Source organism: Leptospirales bacterium, assembly GCA_019694655.1.
Lineage (GTDB): Bacteria > Spirochaetota > Leptospiria > Leptospirales > Leptonemataceae > SSF53.
Genome location: JAIBBN010000017.1, coordinates 17,446 through 42,495, shown reverse-complemented (window position 1 = coordinate 42,495; position 25,050 = coordinate 17,446). Strand labels below are relative to the sequence as shown.

General features: G+C 58.7%; 27 protein-coding genes and 1 pseudogene. 23 read left to right on the top strand and 5 right to left on the bottom strand.

The features are described 5' to 3' along the window. The first annotated feature begins 52 nt into the window (after positions 1 to 52). From K1X75_16320 to K1X75_16275, 10 genes and pseudogenes are all read left to right on the top strand, one after another. Positions 53 to 367, top strand: coding sequence for a nucleotidyltransferase domain-containing protein (locus K1X75_16320; protein MBX7059630.1), 315 nt, complete (start codon positions 53 to 55; stop codon positions 365 to 367). After that, the gene (locus K1X75_16315) at positions 360 to 716 is read left to right on the top strand and encodes a DUF86 domain-containing protein (GenBank protein ID MBX7059629.1); all 357 of its coding nucleotides are present in this window, start codon (positions 360 to 362) and stop codon (positions 714 to 716) included. Before K1X75_16320 ends, K1X75_16315 begins: the two co-directional genes overlap by 8 nt. Before the next feature lie 14 nt (positions 717 to 730). Continuing rightward, on the top strand, positions 731 to 982 hold the full coding sequence (locus tag K1X75_16310; GenBank protein ID MBX7059628.1) for a hypothetical protein: 252 nt from the start codon (positions 731 to 733) through the stop codon (positions 980 to 982). Between the two features lie 140 nt (positions 983 to 1,122). Beyond that, positions 1,123 to 1,389, top strand: coding sequence for a nucleotidyltransferase family protein (locus K1X75_16305; GenBank protein MBX7059627.1), 267 nt, complete (start codon positions 1,123 to 1,125; stop codon positions 1,387 to 1,389). Next, a complete protein-coding gene (locus K1X75_16300) occupies positions 1,386 to 1,733 on the top strand; it encodes a DUF86 domain-containing protein (protein MBX7059626.1) in 348 nt (115 codons plus the stop codon). Before K1X75_16305 ends, K1X75_16300 begins: the two co-directional genes overlap by 4 nt. Next, positions 1,730 to 2,102 (top strand): annotated as a pseudogene (locus K1X75_16295) (SAM-dependent methyltransferase). The gene K1X75_16300 and the pseudogene K1X75_16295 overlap by 4 nt, the downstream one beginning before the upstream one ends. Further along, complete coding sequence (locus tag K1X75_16290) at positions 2,099 to 3,163, top strand: restriction endonuclease subunit S (GenBank protein ID MBX7059625.1); 1,065 nt, start codon at positions 2,099 to 2,101, stop codon at positions 3,161 to 3,163. Before K1X75_16295 ends, K1X75_16290 begins: the two are co-directional and overlap by 4 nt. After that, positions 3,160 to 4,332, top strand: coding sequence for a restriction endonuclease subunit S (locus K1X75_16285; protein MBX7059624.1), 1,173 nt, complete (start codon positions 3,160 to 3,162; stop codon positions 4,330 to 4,332). The genes K1X75_16290 and K1X75_16285 overlap by 4 nt, the downstream gene beginning before the upstream one ends. Next, entirely contained in the window at positions 4,329 to 4,679 is a 351-nt protein-coding gene (locus K1X75_16280; GenBank protein ID MBX7059623.1) for a hypothetical protein, read from the top strand. Before K1X75_16285 ends, K1X75_16280 begins: the two co-directional genes overlap by 4 nt. After that, on the top strand, positions 4,642 to 7,923 hold the full coding sequence (locus K1X75_16275; protein MBX7059622.1) for a type I restriction endonuclease subunit R: 3,282 nt from the start codon (positions 4,642 to 4,644) through the stop codon (positions 7,921 to 7,923). Before K1X75_16280 ends, K1X75_16275 begins: the two co-directional genes overlap by 38 nt. A 76-nt stretch (positions 7,924 to 7,999) precedes the next feature. On the opposite strand, the gene K1X75_16270 is transcribed toward K1X75_16275, so the two are convergent. After that, the gene (locus tag K1X75_16270) at positions 8,000 to 8,398 is read right to left on the bottom strand and encodes a hypothetical protein (protein ID MBX7059621.1); all 399 of its coding nucleotides are present in this window, start codon (positions 8,396 to 8,398) and stop codon (positions 8,000 to 8,002) included. Between the two features lie 191 nt (positions 8,399 to 8,589). Here K1X75_16270 and K1X75_16265 point away from each other — a divergent pair, with 191 nt between their 5' ends. Both K1X75_16265 and K1X75_16260 read left to right on the top strand, forming a co-directional pair. Beyond that, positions 8,590 to 9,495 (top strand): AraC family transcriptional regulator, encoded by a 906-nt coding sequence (locus K1X75_16265; protein ID MBX7059620.1) that lies wholly within the window; start codon positions 8,590 to 8,592, stop codon positions 9,493 to 9,495. A gap of 143 nt (positions 9,496 to 9,638) precedes the next feature. Then, positions 9,639 to 10,082: a DoxX family protein gene (locus K1X75_16260; protein ID MBX7059619.1), complete on the top strand. Its 444-nt coding sequence runs from the start codon at positions 9,639 to 9,641 to the stop codon at positions 10,080 to 10,082. Positions 10,083 to 10,235: 153 nt separating this feature from the next. Here the strand turns inward: K1X75_16260 and K1X75_16255 are convergent, their stop codons facing one another. Next, a complete protein-coding gene (locus tag K1X75_16255; GenBank protein ID MBX7059618.1) occupies positions 10,236 to 10,745 on the bottom strand; it encodes a hypothetical protein in 510 nt (169 codons plus the stop codon). Between the two features lie 281 nt (positions 10,746 to 11,026). Between K1X75_16255 and K1X75_16250 the strand changes: the two genes are divergently transcribed. Next, positions 11,027 to 12,265 carry a hypothetical protein gene (locus K1X75_16250; protein MBX7059617.1) on the top strand — a complete coding sequence of 413 codons (1,239 nt, stop codon included), beginning with the start codon at positions 11,027 to 11,029 and terminating at the stop codon, positions 12,263 to 12,265. 273 nt (positions 12,266 to 12,538) lie between these two features. Here K1X75_16250 and K1X75_16245 read toward each other — a convergent pair whose 3' ends face one another. After that, on the bottom strand, positions 12,539 to 13,126 hold the full coding sequence (locus tag K1X75_16245) for a hypothetical protein (GenBank protein MBX7059616.1): 588 nt from the start codon (positions 13,124 to 13,126) through the stop codon (positions 12,539 to 12,541). On the opposite strand from K1X75_16245, the gene K1X75_16240 reads away from it, so the two are divergent. From K1X75_16240 to K1X75_16195, 10 genes are all read left to right on the top strand, one after another. Further along, positions 13,112 to 13,795: a hypothetical protein gene (locus tag K1X75_16240; GenBank protein ID MBX7059615.1), complete on the top strand. Its 684-nt coding sequence runs from the start codon at positions 13,112 to 13,114 to the stop codon at positions 13,793 to 13,795. The two genes, K1X75_16245 and K1X75_16240, sit on opposite strands and share 15 nt — an antisense overlap. A 54-nt stretch (positions 13,796 to 13,849) precedes the next feature. After that, the gene (locus K1X75_16235) at positions 13,850 to 15,274 is read left to right on the top strand and encodes a hypothetical protein (GenBank protein ID MBX7059614.1); all 1,425 of its coding nucleotides are present in this window, start codon (positions 13,850 to 13,852) and stop codon (positions 15,272 to 15,274) included. A gap of 32 nt (positions 15,275 to 15,306) precedes the next feature. Continuing rightward, on the top strand, positions 15,307 to 16,677 hold the full coding sequence (locus tag K1X75_16230) for a TldD/PmbA family protein (protein ID MBX7059613.1): 1,371 nt from the start codon (positions 15,307 to 15,309) through the stop codon (positions 16,675 to 16,677). A gap of 105 nt (positions 16,678 to 16,782) precedes the next feature. Then, complete coding sequence (locus tag K1X75_16225) at positions 16,783 to 17,427, top strand: hypothetical protein (protein ID MBX7059612.1); 645 nt, start codon at positions 16,783 to 16,785, stop codon at positions 17,425 to 17,427. 157 nt (positions 17,428 to 17,584) lie between these two features. Then, positions 17,585 to 18,757 carry a flagellar motor switch protein FliG gene (fliG, locus tag K1X75_16220; GenBank protein ID MBX7059611.1) on the top strand — a complete coding sequence of 391 codons (1,173 nt, stop codon included), beginning with the start codon at positions 17,585 to 17,587 and terminating at the stop codon, positions 18,755 to 18,757. Between the two features lie 27 nt (positions 18,758 to 18,784). Further along, complete coding sequence (locus tag K1X75_16215) at positions 18,785 to 19,147, top strand: hypothetical protein (protein ID MBX7059610.1); 363 nt, start codon at positions 18,785 to 18,787, stop codon at positions 19,145 to 19,147. 116 nt (positions 19,148 to 19,263) lie between these two features. Next, positions 19,264 to 20,301: an NAD(P)-dependent oxidoreductase gene (locus K1X75_16210; protein ID MBX7059609.1), complete on the top strand. Its 1,038-nt coding sequence runs from the start codon at positions 19,264 to 19,266 to the stop codon at positions 20,299 to 20,301. A gap of 40 nt (positions 20,302 to 20,341) precedes the next feature. After that, positions 20,342 to 20,686 (top strand): hypothetical protein, encoded by a 345-nt coding sequence (locus K1X75_16205; protein MBX7059608.1) that lies wholly within the window; start codon positions 20,342 to 20,344, stop codon positions 20,684 to 20,686. Between the two features lie 72 nt (positions 20,687 to 20,758). Next, positions 20,759 to 21,691, top strand: a complete 933-nt coding sequence (locus tag K1X75_16200) for an alpha/beta fold hydrolase (protein ID MBX7059607.1) — start codon at positions 20,759 to 20,761, stop codon at positions 21,689 to 21,691. Positions 21,692 to 21,777: 86 nt separating this feature from the next. Then, positions 21,778 to 22,902, top strand: a complete 1,125-nt coding sequence (locus K1X75_16195) for a linear amide C-N hydrolase (protein MBX7059606.1) — start codon at positions 21,778 to 21,780, stop codon at positions 22,900 to 22,902. Here K1X75_16195 and K1X75_16190 read toward each other — a convergent pair. Then, complete coding sequence (locus tag K1X75_16190; GenBank protein ID MBX7059605.1) at positions 22,875 to 23,657, bottom strand: LytTR family transcriptional regulator; 783 nt, start codon at positions 23,655 to 23,657, stop codon at positions 22,875 to 22,877. The genes K1X75_16195 and K1X75_16190 overlap by 28 nt on opposite strands. Before the next feature lie 24 nt (positions 23,658 to 23,681). Further along, on the bottom strand, positions 23,682 to 25,037 hold the full coding sequence (locus K1X75_16185; protein MBX7059604.1) for a DUF58 domain-containing protein: 1,356 nt from the start codon (positions 25,035 to 25,037) through the stop codon (positions 23,682 to 23,684). Positions 25,038 to 25,050: the final 13 nt, after the last annotated feature.

Below are 25,050 nucleotides of genomic sequence, written 5' to 3'. Positions count from 1 at the left end.
GCTCCGTTACCCGCGCGTTTTTCTCTTGCTGACCGGGCAATCCGGCGGTCCCGTGGGTGAGGTGGTAAGTCCAATCGAACAGAATCGTGAAGCCCTGGCGGGGCTGTGCCGACGCTACGGCGTCAATCGTCTGTACGTCTTTGGATCAGCAGTGCGGGAGGAGCTTACCGCCAGCAGCGACCTGGATTTCCTGGTGGAAATGTCGGACCGCAGTCCCACCGGTGAATACGCGGATCGCTATTTGGGACTCGCTGATGATTTGGAGCGCCTCTTCGGCAGGCGGGTGGACCTGTTGACAGATCAGGCCATGCGCAACCCCTACTTGCGCCGCGAAGTTGAGGATACGCGCGTCCTGGTGTATGGATAACCACTCGAGGAAGCTCCTGTTCGACGTGGTAGAGGCCGGACGGAGCATCCGCACCTGGCAGGCCCAACGCAACTTCGCTGACTACCAGAGCGATCGGCTGCTGCGTCGCGCCACCGAACGGGAGTTTGAAATCATCGGCGAAGCGCTTGCGCGATTGGCAAAGCATGCGCCGGACGTGGCCGATCAGATTCCCGAAGTCACTCGCATCGTGGCTTTTCGAAATCGTATCATTCACGGCTATGACGCCATCGACGATGCAACTGTTTGGGGCGTCGCACAGGATCACCTGCCCGCGCTTCTCGCTGTGGTGGAAAAGCTGCTGGGCGATGGATGGACGGACAGGATATGATCGGCGCTTTTTGAATGTCAGGATGGACCATAGTTGACGAGCCGGGCTTCTGTTGCGTGGCCAAGCTAGAGCGCGTGCAGGAGTTGGACTATGTGCTGACACCGGGGCGGTATGTGGGGCTGCCGGAAGAGGATGACGACTTTGATTTTGCCGAGCGGTTTGCCGGGCTGAAGACGGAGCTGGAAGGCCAAATGGAGGAGGAGGCTCAGCTGAATCAGGCGATTCTGCAGAATCTGGCGAAGGTCCAGGTCGGCGGATCGCGCTGAACACTCCCAGGCACTGGCCTGGCTGCGCTCGATCGGTCCTTGTTTTAGGATAGCCTTTCAAGGCAAAATGGGGAATCTGTGTTGTAGGCGGGCGGCCCGGGAAGCTGCCCTTGAACATGACACTACGAGAAACAATCCGAGTGCACAGACACCAGATTCTGGAGATTTGTGCCAGATACGGGGCGCACCGGGTCCGAGTATTCGGTTCCCAGGCCCGCGCGGACGCCGATGAGCAAAGCGACATCGATTTCCTCGTGGAGATGGAGCCCGGACGCAGCCTCTTTGATCTCGGCGGAATCCAGTACGAATTGGAGGCACTCCTCGGCCGATCCGTAGACGTCGTGACCGAGCGCGGACTGAAGCCCAGGTTCCGGGAGCGCGTCCAGCGGGAGGCCGTGCCGCTGTGAGGGACCCGGCCGAGCGCCTGCGCGATATTCTGGAGGCGATTGCTGCGATTGAGCGTCATCTTGTGCGCGGAAAAGCCGATTTCGAGCGCGACGAGCTTCTACAATCGTGGTTTGTGCGCCACCTGCAAATCATCGGCGAAGCCGCACGTGCCCTGCCCATAGAAGTGCGCTCGCGGGCGCCTGAAATCGAATGGCCCCGGATCATTGGAATGCGGAATGTGCTTGTCCACGGCTACTTTCAGATCGATGCGGAGATCGTCTGGGAGGCTGTGACGCGCGACCTTCCGGAGCTGAAAGCGCAGGTAGAGTCCTTGCTGCAGGTTCTGGAGGGTGAGAGACGATGAGCCCTGCTGCTGAGGCCGACATGTTCATCGATGCCCGCAATCTCGGTCGTCTCATCAAGCGGCGCACGAAACAGTTCGCCGAAGAGGATATCCAGAAGATCGCCGAGGCGTATCACAATTGGCGGGCATCATCGAAGAAGTACAAAGACGAGCCAGGGTTCTGCTGTGTAGCGAAGCTCGACCGAGTCCAAGCGCTGGACTTTGTGCTGACGCCGGGGAGGTATGTTGGGCTGCCAGAGGAGGAGGACGACTTTGATTTGGCGGAGCGGTTTGCCGGGCCTGAAGGCGGCGTTTGAAGGGCAGTTGGCGGAAGAGGCAAAGCTCAATCGGGCGATTCTGGAGAATCTAGGGAAGGTGGCACCTCGGTGAAGGATTGGCGAGAGATGCCGCTGGGGGAGGTGGTAACGCTGAAGCGGGGCCACGACCTGCCTGCTAAGGATCGGAAGCCCGGCAACATTCCCATTTTTTCTTCATCCGGCATATCTGGCTACCACGATGAGCCAATCCTGCCAGGTCCCGGTGTCATCACTGGACGATATGGTACCATAGGCGATGTCTTTCTGTCCCGTGGGCCTTACTGGCCGTTGAATACTACTCTGTATGTGATCGAGTTCAACGGAAATGACGAGGTGTTCATATACTACTTCTTGAAGCAGGTAGAATGGGAGAAGTTCAATGACAAGAGCGCCGTTCCCGGCGTGAATCGCAATGATGTCCACAGGGAGGAAGTCCTCCTCCCACCCCTCCCCGAACAAAAATCCATCGCCTCCGTCCTCTCCAGCCTCGACGACAAGATCGACCTGCTGCACCGCCAGAACAAGACCCTGGAATCCATGGCCGAGACCCTCTTTCGCCAGTGGTTTGTGGAGGAGGCGGATGAGGGATGGGAGCAAAAGAGGCTCGGAGACTTCTTCTCCGTGAGGACAGGCAAGCAGAATGCGAACTTCTCGACCGAGGATGGCCCGTACCCATTCTTCACATGCTCGCAGACGACCTTACGTGCCCCGGACTACAGTTTCGAGGGCAGCGCCATCCTCTTGGCTGGCAATGGGGATTTCAACATCAAACGCTATTCTGGGAAGTTCGAAGTCTATCAACGCACCTATGTGCTGATCCCTTACGAGGTCATGTGGTACGACTTTCTGTATGTGTACATGAAGTACTACCTTGATGAGATCACAGGCGGACACCGGGGCTCGGTGATCAACTTCATCACGAAAGGCATGATCGAGGAACAACCCGTTCCCGTCCCCGCAGATGCGCTTGAGCCCAAGCTGGAGTACTTCAGAACCCTGTTCACCAAGGTTGATGCCAATACGCACCAGATCGAGACCCTCGAAGGACTGCGTGACACGCTGCTTCCAAAGCTCATGTCCGGTGAAGTCCGGGTCAGCGCCACGGCCAACCTGGAGAAACCTACGGAAAGATGAAAGAGTGGATGGAAACCAAGCTTGGTGCAGCACCGCTCCAGATCATTGATGGAGACAGAGGCAGGCACTATCCGAAGCAGGATGAATTTACCGCTTCGGGCCACTGTCTATTCTTGAGTGCAAGGAACGTGACGTCCACTGGTTTCGACTTCGCTGAAACACAATTCATTTCGGCTGCAAGAGACAATCTACTTCGGAAGGGAAGGTTGGAGCGCACAGACACCGTTCTCACGACAAGAGGCACTGTCGGGAATGTCGCTTTCTTCAACGGTGCCGTTCCATTTGATCGAATGCGGATAAACTCTGGAATGGTCATACTCCGCCCTGAACCCGCCCAGCTTTCGCCTGAATTCAACTACTATCTGTTCGTTTCATTGAAGAGGGCTTTTGCCGACTTTGCTTCGGGGAGTGCCCAACCACAGCTTCCGATTCGAGACCTGTCTGAGATCCCCATCCTCCTCCCGCCCCTCCCCGAACAAAAAGCCATCGCCTCAGTTCTCTCCAGCCTCGACGACAAGATCGACCTGCTGCACCGGCAGAACAAGACCCTGGAAGCCATGGCCGAGACGCTCTTTCGGCAGTGGTTTGTGGAGGAGGCGGATGACTCGGTGGTTCCCCTGGGCGAGTTCGCAGAGAATATTCGGGATGGGGTGAGAGCCGAAAACCTCGATGCCTTCGAGCACTATGTGGGCCTTGAACATATCCCTCGGAAGAGGCTCTACTTGGATGAATGGGGTACGCCGGAGGGACTCGGAAGCAACAAGTCCGTTTTTCGGAAAGGGGACATCCTTTTTGGGAAGCTTCGTCCCTACTTTCACAAGGTTGTTGTCGCACCTATTGCGGGCGTTTGTTCTACTGACGTTCTCGTTATTCGAGCCAAAGCAGAGCACTTCGCCCTGTTCTGCCTTCTTTGGTTTTTCAGCAAAGAGGTAGTGGACTTCTCAGATGCCGGGTCTGGCGGCACTCGGATGCCCCGGACCAGTTGGGAAATGCTCGCAAGCTACGAAGTCCCCAAGCCGGACTACCAAAGGCTCGCAGAGTTCAATGAAACTGTGCGGCCCATCTTGGAGAAGATGACTTCCAGCGTCCGACAGATTCGGACGCTGGTTCAGCTTCGTGACACCCTGCTCCCCAAACTCATGTCCGGCGAGGTCCGAGTCGCCGTATGAGCCTCGTCAATCGGGACGTTCTCATCCTGTACCCGAAGCAGGCGCTGTATGACTGGGCCAATCGCATCTTTGCGGAGAACGAGAACTACGGGCCTGTCGATCTGACCCGACATGAATCGGGTACGGTCTTCTTGATCGAGGAACTGGACTCACCCGAGCACTTCGACCGGTGGATTCAAGAGAACTACGAGTTCTTCTTCATGCGGATGGTCGAGGAGTGGACACCGGAGGAGTCCCTCTGGCCGAAAGAGGTCAGCTTTCCCATGTTCCAGGACTGGTTCCATGCGGTGTACCATAGCATGGTCATTGATGTGGAAGAGGCCCCGCTGGAGCGTGAGGACGAGTAACATGACCTCTCTTACCGAAGCCTCCATCGAAGAGTGGGTCATCGGCCTGCTTGCAAAGCAGGGCTACGCATTCATCCACGGCCCCGACATTGCACCCGATTCCGAGGCGGATGCGCCCTTCAAACGGGCCAGCTTCTCTGACGTACTGCTGACCGAAGTGCTTGCCCGAGCTGTGCAGCGGATCAATCCCAAGCTCGATGCGGACACCTGCCGGGATGCAATGAAGCAGGTGGAGCGGATTGCCTCCCCGGACCTCATTGCGGGCAACGAGAAGTTCCATCGCCTGCTGACCGAAGGCGTTACGGTAACGAGGCAGGACCGGGGGCAGGAGCGGGGCGAACTGGCAATGCTTGTGGATTTCCACAACCCCAAGAACAACACCTTCCACGTCATCAATCAGTTCACGGTAGTGGAGAACAACATCAACAAGCGACCCGATGTCATTCTCTTCGTGAACGGGATACCTCTGGTTGTGTTCGAACTGAAAAGCGCCGTGGATGCGAACGCCACGATCACCTCGGCCTTCCAGCAGCTCCAGACCTACAAGGCCCAGATTCCGACGCTGTTCACGTACAATGGCTTCACGGTCATTTCCGATGGATTGGAGGCTCGGGCGGGGACCATCTCCTCCGGCTTCAGTCGCTTCATGGTGTGGAAATCCAAGGACGGCCGGAAGGAGGCATCGCAGCTCTCCACCCAGTTGGAAACCCTCATTGTCGGGATGCTGAACCCCGAGACGCTGCTCGACCTGATCCGGCACTTCGTGGTCTTCGAGAAGTCGAAGCGGGAGTACAGGGAGACAGGGCTTGTTCAGGTGAGTACGGAGAAGAAGCTGGCCGCCTACCACCAGTACTATGCCGTCAATCGTGCGGTCGAATCGACTCTGAGGGCCGCCGGTTTCAAGAAGGTCGAAAGCAGGCTGCTCAACACCGACGACATTGAGCAGCACAGCCTTGCGCTGCACGGGATACAGAGCGGCAATCCCAGAAAGTACAAGGACCGCAAAGGTGGCGTGGTGTGGCATACGCAGGGCTCCGGGAAGTCGCTGACGATGGTCTTCTATGCCGGGAAGATCGTGCAGGCGATGAAGAACCCGACCATCCTCGTCATCACCGACCGCAACGACCTCGATGACCAGCTCTTCGATACGTTCGCCGCTTCGAAGCAGCTCCTGCGCCAGGAGCCGGTGCAGGCCGACAACCGGGGTCACCTCAAAGAACTCCTCAAAGTGGCTTCAGGCGGCGTGGTCTTCACAACCATCCAGAAGTTCCAGCCAGACGAGGGCAATGTCTACGATGAGCTGTCAGCAAGAGAGAACATCATCCTGATCTGTGACGAGGCCCACCGCTCCCAGTACGGATTTCAGGCCCGCACCATTGACGACAAAGACGCCGGCGGGAACGTCATCGGAAAGAAGATCGTCTACGGCTTTGCCAAATACATGCGGGAGGCGCTGCCAAACGCCACCTACCTCGGTTTTACCGGCACGCCGATAGAGAACACCGATATCAACACTCCGGCCGTCTTCGGGAACTATGTGGACATATATGATATTTCCCAGGCGGTGGAAGACGGCGCCACGGTCCGCATCTACTACGAGAGCCGCCTTGCGAAGATCAAGCTATCGGATGAGGGCAAACAGCTCGTCTCTGATCTCGACAAAGAGATCGGGACCGAAGAGATGGACGCCTCGCAGAAGGCGAAGGCCAAATGGACCAAGCTTGAAGCGCTGGTCGGCAGTGAAGAGCGCATCGAACTCGTGGCGCAGGACATCGTGGCGCATTTTGAGCAGCGCCTGATGGGCATGGATGGCAAGGCTCTGGTCGTGGCCATGTCGAGGCGCATTGCAGCCGACCTCTACCGGGAGATCACCAGGCTCCGGCCGCGGTGGCACAGCGACGACATCAAGAAGGGCGTCGTGAAGGTGGTCATGACTGCCGCCTCATCCGATGGACCCGAGATAGCCAAACACCACACGACCAAGGACCAGCGGCGTGTGCTGGCGGACCGGATGAAAGACCCCGAAGACGAGCTGAAGCTGGCCATCGTGCGGGATATGTGGCTGACCGGCTTCGATTCACCCTCAATGCACACGCTCTACATCGATAAGCCGATCAAGGGTCACAACCTGATGCAGGCCATCGCCAGGGTGAACCGGGTATACCGGGACAAGGAAGGCGGTCTGGTGGTGGACTACCTCGGCATTGCCTCTGATCTGAAAGACGCTCTCTCATTCTACTCCGAGAGCGGCGGTAAGGGCGACCCGGCGGCCACGCAGGAGGAAGCCGTCAACCTCATGCTGGAGAAGCTGGAAGTGGTCAGCCAGATGTTCCACGAGTTTCCCTACGAGAACTACTTCGATGCGGACACGCCCGGCAAACTGGCGATGATCCTTGCCGCCGAGAATCATGTCCTTGGTCTGGAAGACGGCAAGAAACGATTCATCGACGAAGTCACGGCGCTCTCGAAGGCCTTTGCCATTGCCCTCCCTCACGATCAGGCGATGGATGCAAAGGAGGAGATCTCCTTCTTTCAGGCCGTAAAGGCGAGGCTGGTCAAGTTCGACGCCCCCGGGCCGGGCATGAGCAACGTCGAGATGGAGACGGCCATTCGGCAGGTCATCGACCAGGCGCTCGTCGGTGAGAAGGTCATCGATGTCTTCGACGCTGCGGGACTTCAGAAGCCGGAGATCTCCATTCTGTCGGACGAGTTTCTACAAGAAGTCGCCGGGATGGAGCACAAGAACCTCGCCCTTGAGGTGCTCCGCAAGCTTCTCAGCGATGAGATAAGGGGACGGGCGAGGAGAAACCTCGTCGAAAGCAAGACACTGCTGGAAATGCTGGAGAATTCCCTCAAGCGCTACCACGCCAAAGTAATCACCGCTGCCGAGGTCATCGAGGAGCTGATTCAGCTCAGCAAGGAAATCAAGAAGAAGGACGAAGAGCCTTCGGCCATGGGCCTCACGCAAATCGAATACGCCTTCTACTGTGCCGTAGCGGACAATGCGAGCGCCCGTGAGTTAATGGAGAAGGACAAGCTCCGCGAGCTTGCCGTGGAGTTGTACAAGCGGGTAAAGGAAAATGTGTCGATCGACTGGACGATCAAGGAAAGCGTGCGATCCAGGCTGAAGGTAATGGTGAAGCGCGCGCTGCGCGAGTACGGCTACCCGCCAGACATGCAACTTCTGGCGACGGAGACGGTGCTCAAGCAGGCCGAATTGATTGCAGCGGAACTCGCCGGCTGACTGCGCCTTGCTCTCCAGGCAGGGCGCAGTGTGCTGATCGAAACTCGCCGTGATCGCCCAAGCTAACTGCAATCCCTCAATCGTTTTCGTCTGTAAGCCAGATCAAGCCCCTTGACTGGCCGGCAATCACGGTTTCGCCAAGCGCATTGAAGCAGGTGCAGTCCATGGTCAGCTTCAGCCGCTTTGCCGTGCGGACAAGGGCGACGATTCGCAGCTCGCCTGTAATAGCATCCCCTTCATGGACCGGCTTTCGCATCTCAAAGTCCATGGTCCTGGCCACGTAGTTCATATCGCCGCCCAATTTGGTGACGATGCTTGCAACCAGCAGTCCCTGGGCAACCACCGGTCCATGAGGATTCACGTGATGCTTCCCCGCATCGCCTGTTATGCGGGCAAATTCCAGAATATCCCCTCGGGTGAATTTTCGCGTATAGCGGTATACCCTTCCCAGTTCCGGCGCCAGACCACTGTTCATCAGCTTGCCCCCATTTAGTTTTGAACAAAACTAATTTTTCCGGCCGGGTCAATCCCTTTTTTTGGGCTTTGCAGGTCCGAAGTATGGCAGGCAGCTCTCTCCCATGAGGCTGGACCGGTCCGATCTTTAAGATGGACAGGGATCGAACCAGGCTCTGGCATCGATCTGGAATCGCGGCGGGAGGGAAAACTATGGCAGTAAGCGAAGCGGCCAATCAGACGGCCACTCTGGCAATTCCGGAACTGGATTCTGCGTCCATCGCAGCGGGACGGGTCGATCCGTTTTTCTTTGCCGGTCGTCTCCAGGATTTGCCGCCCAGCTTTTCTGAGTATTCGAGTCCGCACCGCCACCCCTATTGCGCTGTATTTTATTTTCAGTCCGGTTTCGGAAGACATACAATTGATTTTGAAGAATTTACCATCGAGCCAGGCAGCATCTTCCTGCTCAAGCCGCGGCAAGTTCATTGCTGGCGCCTGGATTCTGCGTTCAGCGGTTATGCGCTCAAAATCTCGCACGAGTTTTGTGCGGCGACTTCCGGCGCAACGCTGTCGCTCGTCGATTTTCCGTTTTTTGGCAATGGAAGGACTCAGGCGAAAATCGCTGCGCCGCAAAGCGCCGATCAGCTGCAGGTCGATCTTGAACGATTGGTGCGGGCCTTCCAGAATGGCCGGAGCGCCAGGTTTCTCTATGCCCTCTCGCATGTAGCGCTTCATGAAATTGCCGATCTGTACCGGATCGGCGCCCCGCAGCCGCCCTCGACGACACGGGCCTATCATCTTCTGCTGCAACTGCTCGACGAACATGTTTCGATAGAGCGATCAGTTGCTTTCTACGCACAACGACTGGACCTGCCTGTTCCGCGCCTGAATCGGATCTGCCAGAACGAATCCGGCTTATCGGCCAGAGCCGTGATCCGCCAGCGCCTACTGCTTGAAATACGACGGCTTTTGATCCACTCCGATCTGAGCATCCTGCAAATTGCGCGCGAAATACGCTTCGAGGATGCCGCCTATTTCAGCCGCTTCGTGAAGAAGAACCTGGGCATGAGTCCGGAGACTTTGCGACGCGCGGCCAGAAAAGCGCTGCCGGGAGACTGAAGTCGCTGCCTCAGACCGCCGCTGCAAAGGGCGGCCGGCGAACGAAAAGTCCAGGAAATTCCCGCTTCTGTCCATTTACCGGCGATACCCTGCAGGCTATGCTTTCACCCGATGTGCGACAATTCGCATGTCAGGAGAAAGGAATGCTTGAGAAAATTTTCACTACTGAATCGACCGTATTTCTGACCATCGTTCGGATTGTTCTGGGCGGCGTAATGCTGCCCCACGGTTTGCAAAAACTCCTTGGATGGTTTGGCGGATTTGGCTTCCGGCCGACGATCGACTTCTTTGTTTCCCTGGGAATACCGGCGCCCATTGGACTGCTGGTCATTGTCGCCGAATCCTTCGGTGCGCTGGCGCTGATCCTGGGTTTCTGCACGCGGCCGGCGGCTGCCGGTCTGGCCATAGTGATGATCGGCGCCGCGCTGATGCAGGCCAAAAATGGCTTCTTCATGAACTGGTTCGGCAGCCAGGCAGGCGAAGGTTATGAATACCATATTCTGATCATTGGCATGTGCGCCGCGTTGCTGATTTCGGGCGCCGGCGCTTTCTCCGTGGACCGCGCCCTTGTGGATCGCTTCAGATAGCCGATTGCAGCAGACGGCGGACTGTCGCTGCAATCTTGTTGCGGCGCCGCTAGCGATCCGGGCGCACCGAATCCAGTCTGGGCGTCGGCGTTAGCGTTTCACCTCTGGCGGACCTGGAAGCGGTCCAGCGCCGCCAGATCGGCGGGCTCCGTTTCAATCGCCGCGACCGATATGAATCTTCGCTTCAAATTCTTCAGAGATCAGGTCGACTTGCACTCTATTGATGGCGCCTGTTCTTGAAGCAATCGTAGCCAATTCGCCCTCGAAAAGATCCTTCATATAGCGCATTAGCTCGGGATTGGCGCTCCCTTCCGCTGTCAGAGATGAACTCAATCTCCACCCTGACCTTGAACGCTTGCTATCCGAACTCAACTCCTGGACATAGAACGCCTTCTGTGCTCGGTCGCAAAAAAGCCCGAGCGCGGCCTCGATTACTTGTTTTGTCTCGTCATTGCCGCGCTGCTCAACGGTAATACGCGTATCATTCCAGCATAGATCGCAAAACATTCGCTTGCTGCGAACCATTTCGGAAAACCCGAGCAATGCGAAAGGCAAGCGCTCCTGCCAACCCTTGAAGTTCTGAAAACGAAAATAGTTAAAGATCGTAAACGCCAGGAGCAGGTCCGGGCCGCGGCGGAAGCTCGCTCGCGGAACCCGGCTCAAAGTAGTCGAGCTGGCTTTCGCTTCGCAACTCAATCTTCCACCGGTTCGCCGCGAAGGGCCTCTACATTCCTGAATCATTCGGCCCTGGGTTCGTACTTTGTCCGCTCCGGCTGACCAGCCAGAATTCCGATTGGCTGTAGCTGGGACCGCTGCCGCGGGACGCAGATAGTGAAAGAATCGACCTGAGATAGCGTCTCAGAAAAGGAAAAAAATCTAGAAAAGCGCCACCAGAGCGGACTTCTGCCTCAAGTCTCCCCGATTCCTCCGACCGGAGGAATCAAATGAAAATCACAAATGAATTGGAGACAGAGTCAATTATCGCGGCGGACCCCCAATCGCAGCGAAAGGACAATCACTGGCGACGGATCGGGCCCATTGCTCGCTGGTATTTGCATCTTCGCACCCGCCGGACGATAACGGCTCTTGAAATGCGGCGAATACATTTGCTCGCTTATCTCTGGTCGCGTCATCTCGGTAGGTTACCGCCAAAAGCAAGAAATTTCAGCCAGTATTCACGGCCCACGCAGCTTCTCAAAGCGTTTCAATTGGCGATGGAAACTCGTTTTGTCGGCTGTCGACAAGAGTACTTTATTGTTCAGCCGCTTTCATTTAGGGCGGCGAACCTTTGGAGCAAAGGCGCCTCATGGTGCACAGCAATCGATCCGCTTGAATTCGTGCGTTACACAGTCGTCGCGCCTCTCTTTGTGATTGTCGAACAATCAGTAAACTTGAAATATCAACTCCATATTCCGAGTAAACTTCTTCTCAACCACCGGCAAGAGGACGCGTCCGGAGTTATTCCTCGTTTGGGCGGACCCCTTGCGCGGTGGTACGCGCGACAGCAAAGTAGTTTTCAGGCCAAATTGGACAAAGCTGTGACGGGCAAATATGGCTTTGTGGCAAAGAAACTTGTTCACAATCTCAACGATTTGATTCTCCTTTCAGTACTGGAAGCGGCTGACAGTTGCAGCTTTTCCACATCGCTTGACATTCTTGGTGTTTTCGGCCATCCTCACCTTCGACGCATGACGGAACAATACGGGCTGGGTTTCAAAAGGCTTTTCCTTATTGCTATCTTTGTAATGCAAAAGACTGGTTACAGAATTTTCAACATCCGCAGACGCCTGAAGATGCGGCGCGGTCGCCGCCTTCTGTGTTTCCCTCTGGCGCCGGGCTACGTGGTCTGCCTTCATTGCGACGAACTCTGGCGATGGATTCGCGAGTATATGACGCCGGAGCGATTTGATCCAATCGATTTTGAGCTGCTGCCTGAGCGGTTCCGATTGCTGGTTGCGGAATGTAGCGCGACCATGCGCGATCGATTGATGTCCGCCCTTGCGTCGGATCCAGGTCGATTGGTACCGCTCACAAGGACATCGACGCCAGCCAAAATCCTTCGACTGGCGGAACTGAAGCAGGGGCAGCAGTCGCTTCCCCTGCCTAATAGAGGCGCGCCAAATTCGAATAAGATCCTTCGGCTGGCGGAACTGGAACAGGGCCAGCAGTTACTACCTATTTAGTTTTTGCAATATCTCCAGGAGAATACCATGATTTCTCAAATAACGATATCACTTCACTGGATGTCCTGGCCCATGGAGGCCCAGGCGCGTCTTCTTGAATCAGCGGATGGCGGGGAATACCGGCTACCGCGGTTGGGCAGTGGTGTTTATGCATTTTCCGGATATTCGGTGAGAAAGAGCCGTTACAAGGTGTGGTACATTGGGCGGGCAGTTGACCTCGGAGGACGGTTTCAGGATCATCTCCTCAAAACATACCTTAACCCCGGAGCACTCCTATACCTGCCACGTGATCCGGTAGCATTCCTTGATGGACCCCAAGAGTACGTTTCGAGCGAAACTATGGCGCTTGAACGCAATGATTTCCTGGAAGCGGAAAGGAAGAAAATCGCGCGTGAACTTGTGCGTAGCAGTCACTTTTGCTTTGCGCAAGCGCCCTCCGACAAACTTGTCGCGGTGGAAGCTGCACTTCATAGAATCATGCGGGCCAGGTATCCCTCTATGAAACCGGGTTATCTTGGCGACAGCAAAGTGCCAGCGGTTTCGGACGGATTTACAATTGAGAACGTTTACGGGGACCGAGATCGGCAGCTTGCCGATTTTCTCAACCATGCCATTGGAAAGCGAGCTTACTTTAGCAACGGAGACCCTGTCCAGGATTCTTAGATTGCGGACTGGCAAGGCTCGTCTAATGGCAAAGGACGGAGGAATGGCGACGATTCTGCGGCCCCGGGTCGAGAACCAATCCTGCGGACCATCGCGCTCCAGCGGTGCAGGCGGCGACACAGCGAGATTCGCCCGGCCGCCCGCCGTCCGATCCAATCGCCGGGGATAGCTTTGTAATCCGCCATGCGCCCCGCTCACAGAACCCGCTCCCCGCGTCCCGCCGCTTTTCCGCTGCTGCGCCGACGCCTGCGCGCCTGGTTTGCAAGACACGGCCGCAACTATCCCTGGCGCCAGACGCACAGCTGGTTCCATCTGCTCAGCGCTGAGATGATGCTGCGACGCACGCGCGCCGATCAGGTGCAGGCGGTGTATCTGCGTTTCACCGAACGCTATCGTGATCCGGCCGCCGCGGCCGCCGCTGCGCCTGAAGAGCTGGATGAGATCTTGCGCCCGCTTGGCCTGCGCTGGCGCCAGACGCAGTTGCGCCAGACCTTTGCCTATCTTCGCGACAGCTTTGCCCGGCGTGCGCCGGCCATCGGCGACGATCTGGAAGCGATCCCCGGCGTGGGCGCCTACTGCAGCGCAATGTTGCGCAGTCGACTCTTCGGCGCCCGCGAGGCGGCGGTGGACGTTAATGTGGCGCGACTGATGGCGCGTCTGCATGGCCTGCCGCTGCATGCCGAGAGCCGGCGCGATCGCCGCGTGCTGGAGCTGGCCAATCAGTTTGTACACACAAAGGACCCCTTTCAGCTGAATCTGGCGATGCTGGATTTCTGCGCCCTGGTGTGCCGGGCGCGTCGACCGCTTTGCCAGCAGTGTCCATTACTCGATTGCTGCCAGACGGGGATTAAGGCCGCGAATCGCTGACTTCCTCTGCGCGTACTTCTCGCCGCCAGCGACGACCTGTGCTTTATTGACGCGGTGAGTTCCGCTGCCATCCCTGAACTGCCCCTGCCCCCGGAAGACTGTCTGCGCGCCCTTGCCGCGGCTTTGTCCAGCGGCGGCGATTTTGCCGACATCTATTTTGAAGAAAACATCTCCACCGGCCTCAGCTACGAAGAAGAGCGCGTTAAATCGGCCAGCCACGGCGTCTCCCGCGGCGCAGGCGTGCGCGTCGTCATTGGCGATCGCCAGGGCCTGGCCTACACCGACATCCTGACTGCCGAAAGCCTGCAGCGCTGCGCAGAGAGCGCCTCGGCCATTGCCCGCGATTCCCGGGCGCAGGTACAAACGCATCCGCTGCAGGCGCAGCCAACTGCGGCCCGCTATCAGGTGGAACAAAACCCGTCGGACAGCGACCTGCAAACGCGCGTGGCCTTTCTGCAGCGCGCCGACCGGGCGGCGCGGGCCTTTGATTCGCGCATCGTACGCGTGCAGCTGGGCCTGGCCGATGAGCTGCGGCGCATCAGCTACATCAACAGCGACGGTCTGGTGTGGAGCGATGTGCAGCCGATGATGACGCTGCGCGCCAGCGCGATCGCCGCCGACGGCAGCGAGCTGCGCACCGGTCGCGATTCGGGAGGCGGCCGCATCGGCTTTGAATACTTCGAGCGGCAGCGCAGTCCGGAAGTCATTGCCGGCGAGGCGGCGCGCCTGGCCATCCTGCAGCTGGAGGCGCGCCCGGCGCCGGCCGGACCGATGACGGTGGTGCTGGGCCCGGCCGACAGCGGCGTGTTGCTGCACGAGGCCGTCGGCCATGGCCTGGAAGCGGACTTCAATCGCAAAGGACTTTCCAACTATTCCAATCGCATCGGACAGAGCGTCGCCTCATCGCTGTGCACCGTCGTGGACGCCGGAACCTTCGCCAATATGCGCGGCAGCATCAACATCGACGACGAGGGCAATGCGCCTGGCCAGACAACCTTGATCGAGGGCGGCGTGCTGCGCGGCTACATGAACGACTCGATCAGCGCTCGCATCCTGAAAACCAAAGCGACCGGCAACGGTCGGCGCGAATCCTACGCCCATCTGCCCATGCCGCGCATGACCAACACCTACATGCTTGCTGGCCAGAGCGATCCGGAAGAGATCATCCGCAGCGTCAAACGCGGCGTTTACGCCCGTCGCTTTGGCGGCGGACAGGTCGACATTACCAAAGGCGACTTTGTCTTCAGCGTCGAGGAAAGCTACCTGATCGAAGATGGCAAATTGACCGCGCCGCTGAAAGGCGTGACGCTGATCGGCAACGGACCGGAAGTAATGACGCGCATCGACATGGTTGGACGCGATCTGAAGTTTACCGACGGCGGCTGGACCTGCGGCAAAAACGGCCAGTCCATGCCGGTGGGCATGGGCATCCCCACCGTGCGCGTCAGTGAAATTACTGTCGGCGGCCAGGAGCGCTGAGCGCCGCCCGTCGGCCGCGAGAAATGAATTCCATGCAAACACATACTGAAACTTCGACCGATCTGCTTGGTCTGGCCGGCGACCTGGTGCAGCGGATGCAGCGGCGCGGCGTCGATCAGGCGGAAGCTATTGTTGTTGAGTCAAAAGATTTCAGCGCTACGGTGCGCCTGGGCGAAGTCGAAGCGCTGGAAGAGGCGACTTCTCGCGGACTGGGACTGCGCGCCTTTCGCAACGGCAGCGTGGCGACCAGCTCCAGCAGCGATTTTAGCGAAGATGCCATCGAACGATTGATCGATCGACTGCTGGAGATGCTGGCGGTCGGCGACGCCGATCCGGCCAACGGCCTGCCCGAAGCCGATCTGCTTGGGCCCTGCAGCGCAAGCGTGGACAGCTATGATCCATCGCTGGCAAGTCTGAGCGCCGTCGAAAAAATTGAACGCGCGCGGCGCGCTGAGGCCGCCGGTCTGTCCAGCGATCCGCGCATCCAGAATTCAGAGGGCGCGGGCTGGAGCGATAGCATCGCCCGCGTGGCGCTGGCAAACTCCCTGTCCTTTGCCGCTGAGAAGCAAAGCAGCAGCGTCAGTCTTTCGCTTTCGCTGGTGGGCGAAGATCAGGGCGTAAAACAAAGCGACTTCTGGTACAACACGCATCGTTTCTTGAAAGAAATCCAGGCGCCGGAAGAAATCGGACGCCGCGCCGCAGAGCGCACCGCGCAGAAATTTGGGGCGCGCAAGGTCAAAACCCAGCAGGCGCCGCTGCTGCTTGATCCGCTGGTGGCGCGTCGCTTTGCGCAAATGGTCTTCGGGGCGGCCTCGGCCTCGGCCATCTATCGCCAGGCTTCCTTTCTTACGCAGCGCATGGGCCAGCGCATTGCCGCCGAGTGTTTCAGCCTGATCGATGACGCCACGCTGGCGGGGGCGCCAGGCTCGCGCAGCTTTGATGGCGAAGGCGTCACTTCGCGTCCGCTGAGCATCGTTGAGAACGGCAAACTCTGCGCCAATCCCTCGGACGCCTATTCCGCACGGCGGCTGCAGCAGAAAAGCAGCGGGCATGCAGCGCGCGGACTGCGCGGCCAGCCGGGAGTGGCCCCCTCCAACTTGATGATCGCGCCTGGCAAGAGCAGCGTCGAGCAACTGATTGGCTCGGTGAAAAGCGGACTCTATCTCACGCAGCTTTTTGGCATGGGCTACAACAGCGTAACCGGCGACCTCAGTCAGGGAGCGGCAGGTTTCTGGATTGAAAACGGCGCACTTGCCTATCCCGTACAGGAGATAACCGTCGCCGGCAATTTGCTGCAGATGCTGCTGAGCATTGAGGCCGTGGCATCGGAACTTGACTGGCGCCTGGGGGCCACGGCGGCGCCGGCCCTGCTGCTTGGCCCGGTAACGATTGGCGGGGAGTGAGCGAAGTGCGCGCTGCCATCAATGCTAAGAACGATATTATCATAGTAATCTTACAATATTGTTGATAGCGATTGACCTTTGGACGCGGTCGCCTTCTCTCGGCCGATGAAGCATTTTCTTTTTGCAAGCCTTAGCCTGCTGTTGCTCGGCTGCGTGAACTACGTTCAAATCCGGAGCAATCTCGCCGCAACCGATGGCATTGATGTCATTGTTCATCCGGCCGGCGGTTTCTCAATGGTCTACAGCGGACAGGCCCGCCACTGGGATGACGGCAAGCAGCCAATTCCGGCCGCCTATTTGAATTATGGTAAGAAAGTGGGCGAGCAGATTGCGTCAACACTGGCGCCGCAGGCCACGGTCAATTTCGTAGGCTACAGTGAACGTGTGGCTCCCGTCTACACCGGCTGGAATCCCTTTGAGACCGGTTGGATAGGACAGTCGTCGGTTGAAGGGATAGTCACGGCAGCCGCCGATCGTCTCAAGCACAGGCAGCAGATTACCGTAGAGGTTCTCGCACAATACCTACCAGCTCAATCCGCTTCCGGTTCAAACTTTGCCGTCATCCGCTTGCTGATTGGCGGCTATGATCGCGAGTCTGGCGCAACTTTTAGGACGGAATGTTCGACGACTACGGAAACCGAATTCCCTCTGGCCGAATTACTCCAGCGTCCCGAAACGAGAGCGGAGCTTGAGAAGCAATGTACACCCCAGGTAACGGCATTGCTGAACCGCATCCGTAACGCGCAGTAGCATGACGCCCCTGGCGCCAAGGACCTGGCGATCGAAATGATCTGGAGGGCCCGCTTTGCTCGATTTGAAACGATCGGGCAGTACGGGCCCCCCGTTTCGCCGATCGGCTGCCTATTTCCGCTTGCCAGGCGGACAATTATGTCGCATCCCAGACGATATGGGTCTCTTTGGCAAATCCCCGTCGCGCAGATCGCCCTCCGCCGCGCCAAAGCCGTCCAATAAGCCAGGGCTGACCGCTGGAAAAATTGGCCAGAGCCTGGATATCACCCTCACCGACCACGGACTGTTGCAGGCCTTTCGCTCCCAGGTCAATGATCGCAGTGTCAGCACGCCCGCGCAGCTCAACGGCGTTCAGCGCGCCGCCCGGCTGATGCTGGCGCTTGGCGCAGAGCAGGCTGCCGGCATCTTGAAGGAACTCTCGCCGGAAGAAATCGAGCGAGTGATGACGGAAATGGCGACGCTCGATCATATCAGCGCCGAAGAAAAGCGCCAGATCCTGGCCGAGTTTGATGAAACCGCACGCGACTTCGAGGCGCCGGTGCGCGGCGGGGTCGATCAGGCGCGCCGCATCCTGGAGATCGGCCTGGGCCAGGACAAGGCCGAAGAAATCCTGAGCCGCGTCACGCGGCGCGACCTCTACAGCGACTTCGAATTCCTGGAACGGATTGAGGCCGGCGTCCTGGCCGGGGCCCTGGCTCAGGAGCACCTGCAGGTAGCGGCGGTGGCGGTTTCCTTCCTGAAGCCGCGCATTGCCGCGGCAGTGCTGCGTCAGATGCCGGAGGAGTACCGCAGCGAGATTGCGCTGCGACTGGCGCGCGCGGCCAGGATCCATCCGGAAGCCGTGCAACGCGTGGCGCGCGCGCTGCGTGAGAAATTCGAGAAACGTCAGTCGGAAATCTACAGCGAGATCGGCGGCGCCGAAACGCTGGCCAATATCCTCAATCACATGGATCGCAGCCAGGAAGACGAGATTCTGGACGTGCTGGACAAAAAGGCGCCCGATCTTTACGAACAGGTCAAGGATCGCCTCTACACTTTCGAAGAGATATTGAATCTGGACAACCGCGAGATGCGCTTGCTGGTGGCCAGGGTCAACGACGACTTGCTGCTGGCCTCCGCTCTGCGCGGCGCCGGCGACGAAATTCGCAGACAGTTTTTCAACGCCATGTCGCAGAATCGCGCCGCCGATATCGTCGAAGAGATCGATCGCCGCGGGCCGCTATCCATCAAGGAAATCAACGAGGCCCGGCAATATGTATTGAATGTGGCTCGACGCCTTGATGAGGATGGCGAGATCGTCATCAAAAAAGAAAAGCACGACTACATCTGAGCGCGTTTGCGCCGGTAGGGAGCAAATATGAAGCGTCTGGCATTCTGGTGCGGCATCCTTGGCCTGTTTAGCAGCGTCGCCCTGGGATGCGTCACTAATGTGAGCAGCACTCGCATGCAAGGGATTACCTCAGCCGAACGCGGTCGACCTGCCGCGTTTCAGAATACCACAACCTACGCTATTCACCTTTTCTTCGGGGTGATTCGACTCTTTGGCGACGGAAAGACGGGGGCAGGGGTCGAAAATTTTCTGGAAGAGGCTCGCCAAAGCGGAATGTCAAGAGTTGAAATCACTAACGTGAATACCAATATCTTGTGGTATCCTCTGGGGCCGATCACGATGATCTTCACGCCGGTTGTTACCGACGCCTACGGCTTCGTTTACCGCTGATCACCCTCTGTCGCAGGCCTTTTCCAGCGTCCGGCGCGACGCAGGGAAAGGCTTGAAATTCAAGCAGCCAACAAGCGTTTAGTAAGCTCCCCGACAGAACTGTCGATGGAGCGAGCATGGCCAACTATCTGATTACCGGCGGCGCGGGCTTTCTGGGCATCAATCTGGCGCGTTACCTGATGGCCCAGAAACACAAGGTCGCTGTCTACGATCTTCTGGAATTCGATTACCCGGAACGCAATCGCGTGGAGCGAATCCAGGGAGACATACGCGACTTCGAGGCGCTGAAAAAAGCCTGCAAGGGACGCGACGTTGTGATCCACACCGCAGCTGCGCTGCCGCTCTACACGGAAGAGGACATCATGTCCACCGACGTGACCGGAACGCGCAACGTGCTGGAGGCTTCGCGCCAGAACAAAGTCAAGCGCGTCATTCATATCAGCTCGACAGCCGTCTATGGCATCCCGGACCATCATCCGCTCTACGAGGACGACCGGCTGGATGGCGTAGGGCCCTATGGCAAGGCGAAGATCCAGGCGGAAGAAGTCTGCCTGGAATACCGTAAAAAGGGCATGATTGTCCCCATCATTCGACCGAAATCTTTCATAGGCCCCGAACGCCTCGGCGTATTTGCCCTGTTCTACGATTGGGCGGCGGACGGCCACGGTTTTCCCATGCTTGGCAACGGCAAGAATCGCTACCAATTGCTCGATGTCGAAGACCTCTGCGATGCAATCTACCTGTGCGCTACCAAACCCGCAGCAAAGGCCAACGACACCTTTAACATTGGCGCCAAAAAGTTTCTCAGCATGCGCGAGGACTACCAGGCGGTGCTCGATGTGGCCGGATTCAAGAAGAAGATTCGCGGCTTTCCAGCCGGTCCGATGATTCTGGTTCTGCGCGTTCTGGAATTTTTCCGACTTTCGCCGCTCTACAAGTGGGTCTACGAGACGGCGAGCAAGGATTCATTTGTTTCTATTGAAAAGGCGGAGAAGATTCTCGGCTACAAGCCGAAATACTCGAACCAGGACGCGCTGATCCGCAACTATCGGTGGTACCTGGCCAATCGCGCCAGCTTTCAGAATCAATCCGGAGTTACGCATCGGGTTCCCTGGAAGCAGGGCATTCTGAAATTGTTTAAGGTGCTCTTTTAGGACTCGGAGGCGTCGCGGAAACGCGGTGAAGACTATGCAAATGAAACGCACAGAGATGGAGCGAATCGAGCGCGAAATGCGCCGACGCGAGAAGGCCAATCAGCGCGTTGCTGGCGGCGCCGCCGGCGCCGGCGCCGGCGCTTCTGTGGGAGAATACATCGAGCGACTGTTTGCGCTCTTTCGCTATGACGAAGCCGAAATCTTCAACGCCCGCGAGGATGTCAATGTGCTCGAGGTACTGGAGGCGATGAAGGCCGATCTGCCGCAGAAGAAGTGGGAAGACGTGCTGCGCAAGGCGATCAAGAAAACTGGCGTCAAAGAGCGCGATCGCGCCTTCCAGGAACTGAGCGCACTGATGGGCGCCATGGAACCCAGCGCCAACTGAGCGCCTGGCGGCGCCCCGCACGACGCCAGAAAAAGCTTGCCCGGGCAGCTGAGTCCGTCCGGGATCAGCGTCGTGAATCGCTCCCGCATCCTTCGCCTGCTGCTGGTCATCGCGACCGGCTTGATTCTGATCTATGGAGCGCTCTGTTTCTTTTTCTCCGGGGTCATCATCGCCTTCGATCGGCGGCCCCTGGAAGTTGACCGTCAGCGCTTGAAGATTCAATCGCCCGCCGATTTTGGTCTGCCGGCGCCGGCTGACGTCGCCGTTCCGATCGCCGTCGGCGAATTGCAGGGATGGTTTTTCAACAACCCCGCCGCGAGACCCTGTGCGGTAGTCCTGCAGCATGGTCACGGCGGCACGCGCTACGGCGCATTGAAGTATGCCCCGCTGTTCTGGAAGCGCGGATGCGCCATCGTTTCCATGGACGCCCGCCGCCACGGCCTGAGCTCCGGCGAATTTGCCACCTACGGATTTTTCGAACGCGACGATATTCACAATGTCGTCCACTGGCTTGCCCGGCGCCAATCGCTGCGCCCCGACCAGATCGGACTGGTTGGCGAATCGATGGGCGCAGTCTTTGTCCTGCTTTCTGCGGCGCGCTACAATGAAACCGCCTTTGTCATTGCGGACTCGCCTTTCAGCGCCCTGCCGACCATTCTGAAAGAACAGGGCGTTAAACAGTACGGCCAGGCTGTGCTGCCGCTCTTCAACGGCGCTCTTGCCGTCGCCGGGCTGCGCGCCCATTTCGACCCCGATGATGTTTCACCGCTGCGCTACGCGCCGCAGATCCACATCCCGACATTGTTGATGCATGCTCGTTCCGACGAGTATACCGTCGTGGATCATTCCCGTCGTATTTACGCCGCGCTCGATCATTCCATCGCCGATTATTTCGAGGTTCCCTGGCAGAGCGCCCACGCCCGCGCCATCAACGTCAATCCTCAGGCCTACAACGCGCGGCTCGATGCCTTCTTGAAAGCGCGCGTGGCCGCCTTTGGCCGCTGATCACGTTGCGGTCGTTGGTCCCCGGCGCAGGCGTCGTTTGTCCCCCGCCCTCTTGCCTTGCGCCCAGGACTGTGCCAGACTGAGGCATGAACAACCATGATTCGCGCCGCGTCTGGCCCCGTAGCCTGAAACTTCTCTGGCTTTGCAGCGCTATCCTCTTGCTGACGGCGCGCCCCGATCAGGCCTGCACCGTAGCCGCCTTCTCCGAGCAAGGACAGCTCTTCTTTGCGGCCAACTATGACTTTGCTTACGAACAGGGACTGCTCTTCGTCAATCCGCGCGGTCTGCAGAAAAGCAATCTGCGCGACGTGGAATCGGACCGGATCGACTGGCAGGCGCGCTATGGCAGCGTAACCTTAAATCAATTTGGGCGCGAGTTGCCGACTGGCGGCATGAATGAGGCCGGACTGGCCATCGAATTGCTCTGGCAGGATGACGCCGTCTATCCGCCGCCAGCCGAACGCGGCAACCTCAATGAACTGCAGTGGATCCAGTACCAGCTCGACCTATCCGCTACTGTGTCCGACGCCATTGCCGCTGCCAGACGCGTCGGAATTCGTCGCGTTGTCTTGCCGGTGCACTACTTTCTTTGCGATCGCAGCGCGGCTTGCGCCATCATTGAATTTGTCGATGGCAGAATGACGGTCTTCTCCGGGGCCGCACTGCCGCGCCGCGCGCTGGCCAACACCTCCTACGCCGTCTCGCTGGCCTACGCCGAGCGCGCCGAAAGTCGCGGCGAACTTCCCGACGACATCTACGATCACCGACAGCGCTTTGCCATTGCCTTCCATCAGTCGCAGGGCAATGCGCAGCTTGCGCCGCTGGATCGCGCCTACGCCACATTGCGAGCTGTTTCGGCTCAACCGCGCTGGCGCGATCTGCTGGCCTGGATCTTTCATGGGACTGCGCCGGGCTTTACGCAATGGAGCATTGTCTACCAACCGCAGGCTGGCAGGATCTCGCTGCGCACTCGTTCCAATGCGCAGTTGCGCTGGATCGACCTGAGCCAGCTGCAATTTGCCTGTCGCGCTGGCGCCCGGACCATCGATATCAACAGCGGCGCCGGCGATCTGCGGCCGCTGTTGCATCCGGCAGGCGCCGAACAAAACGCAGCGCTCATCCGCCAGAGTTATGCGCCAATTGCCGATCAGTTTCCGCCAGAGGTGCAACAGGCCCTTGCCGCTTATCCGGAGACTTTTCGCTGTCCTTGAATCGGCGCCGGCCGGAGCTCGGCGACGAGCTGCCGGAGACGGGACGCATAGGCGCGCCCTACCGGCAGCCGGGTATCATCGTCATCGCGCAATTGAACGTAGTTCCCGCTCTGGCCGCCTTGCAAAGCGGCCAGACGATCAATCGCTATTGCGTATTGTTTATGAATACGGATGAATTTGTCTTGTGGCAGCCGAGCCAGGATCGCCTTGAGCGATTGCTTCAAGGCGTGATCCCTGCCGGAAGCATGCAGGACCGTGGTATTGCGTCGCGAAGACAGGTAGTTAATTTCGGCATAAGGAATCAAAATGGTCTCCCCGCCCAGACGCAGGGCCAGCGCCGCGGGGATGGAATGGCCGGGCTCAGACCTCGCAGGCCTGGACCTTTCGTCGAGTTGCCGGCGCAATCGAACGCGCAGCGTAGCCAGGGCGCTGATTGCAGTCAGCAGCAACGCCGGCGCATAAAACTCCAGCATTACAGCGGACAGCGGCCGGGGCTCTTCCAGCGCCAGCGCCCATAGCGCCAGATGCAGCAGACCGGCGGCGCCAGCGCCGCCGATGAGAGCCGCGCCTACCATTGCTCTGGCGCCGCCGGCGACAATCCTCGGACGCGATGAAAGAAACATTGCGCCTGCGGAAATGAAGAGCGACGCGACAGGCGCGATCCACAATTCGCTGGCCAGACGCCCGCCGGAAAGTATCAGTCCGACTGCCAGACCAAGGCCGCCATAGGGCAGCAGCCAATCGCGGATATGCATACAGGAGCGCCCCTCCGACCGAAGTTACAACAGCTTGCGGGCCTTGATTTTCAGGTATTCGTTGATCAGCGCCGAGTCCAGCTGATCCGGGAAGGCCTCCAGGCACAGCACGCCCCGATTGCGCAAGCGCTGCACGGCGGATTCTCGCCAGAGCAGAAAGTCCGCCGCCGCGCTCATCTCGAATAAATCGCCGCTCTCTGCTGGCGGCGCGTCGGCCAGCGATTCGATTTCACGCTGCTTCAGAAGTACGGCAAACGGCAGGTGCCGGCCAGAAATTGCGCCCAGATAGGCCAGTAGTTGATTGGCCGTCAGCTCATCGATGACGTTGGTAATCAAAATGACCAGACTGCGCTTGCGCGAAACGGCATTGAGAAACTGAAAGGCTGCGTCGAGATTGCTTTCTTCTGGCCGCGCCGCCAGGTCGTAGGAAGCCTGTATCAGGCGTCGCTGTTGCACCGGACCGGGCGCCGCCTTTACGTAACGTAGCGTCGCCGCAGCAAAGGCAGAGAGACCCACGCGATCGCCCTGCTTCAAGGCGACATGCGCCAGCAAAAGCGCGCTGTTCAAGGCGTAGTCCAGCAGCGATCGACCATCGAACTCCGCGGTCATCACCCGGCCGCAATCGAGCAAGAAATGGACGCTCTGGTTCTGCGTCATCTGGTACGTGCGTACAATCATCTTATTCTGGCGCGCCGTGGCCTTCCAGTCAATATGCCGGAACTCATCGTCGCGCTGGAATTCGCGGAGTCGCTCAAACTCGGTATCGCCGCCGGCCCGACGCGCACGGCGAATGCCCAGCAATCCAAGGTGTGATCGTCGCGCCAGCAGCGAGTAGCGGCTGACCGCCTTGAGATCCGGATATACGCGCAGCGTCGACGGACAGGCAATGCGGTAGACCCTGCGCGCCAGACCGAAGATCGAATAGCAGGTCAAGTAGACGCACTCCAGCTGGTAGCGGCCGCGCAGCGGAATCTGCAAACGGTACTCAACCGTATTGCGTCCTGTGCTCAGTAGCATGCGCGGTCGGCGGCCGCGCACGCGCATGTGTTCGCGCTGGTCATCGTAAACCAGAGCCCGAACCCTGCGGCGCCAGCCAGGCAGCAAAAACAAGTGCAGCCTGACGCGATGGGCATAGTTCACGGAAAAGATGGAATCGCACTGACGCTCGGCCGCGAAACGACTGCGGCGCGGAATGCTCAGGCAGTCGATGGCCAGAGCTGCAGCCAGGGCGCCATCGACGATCCACAGGATGCTCCAGGCGGCAAGTCCCGACTCGCCCAGCAGCTTCCCGCTGAGCAAGTAGTCGGCGGCCGGCAGGACCGCCGCCAGCGCCAGCGGAATGGCCAGCAGCCAGAGGAATCGCTTGGTAGGATAGATCATGCCCTGGTTGAAC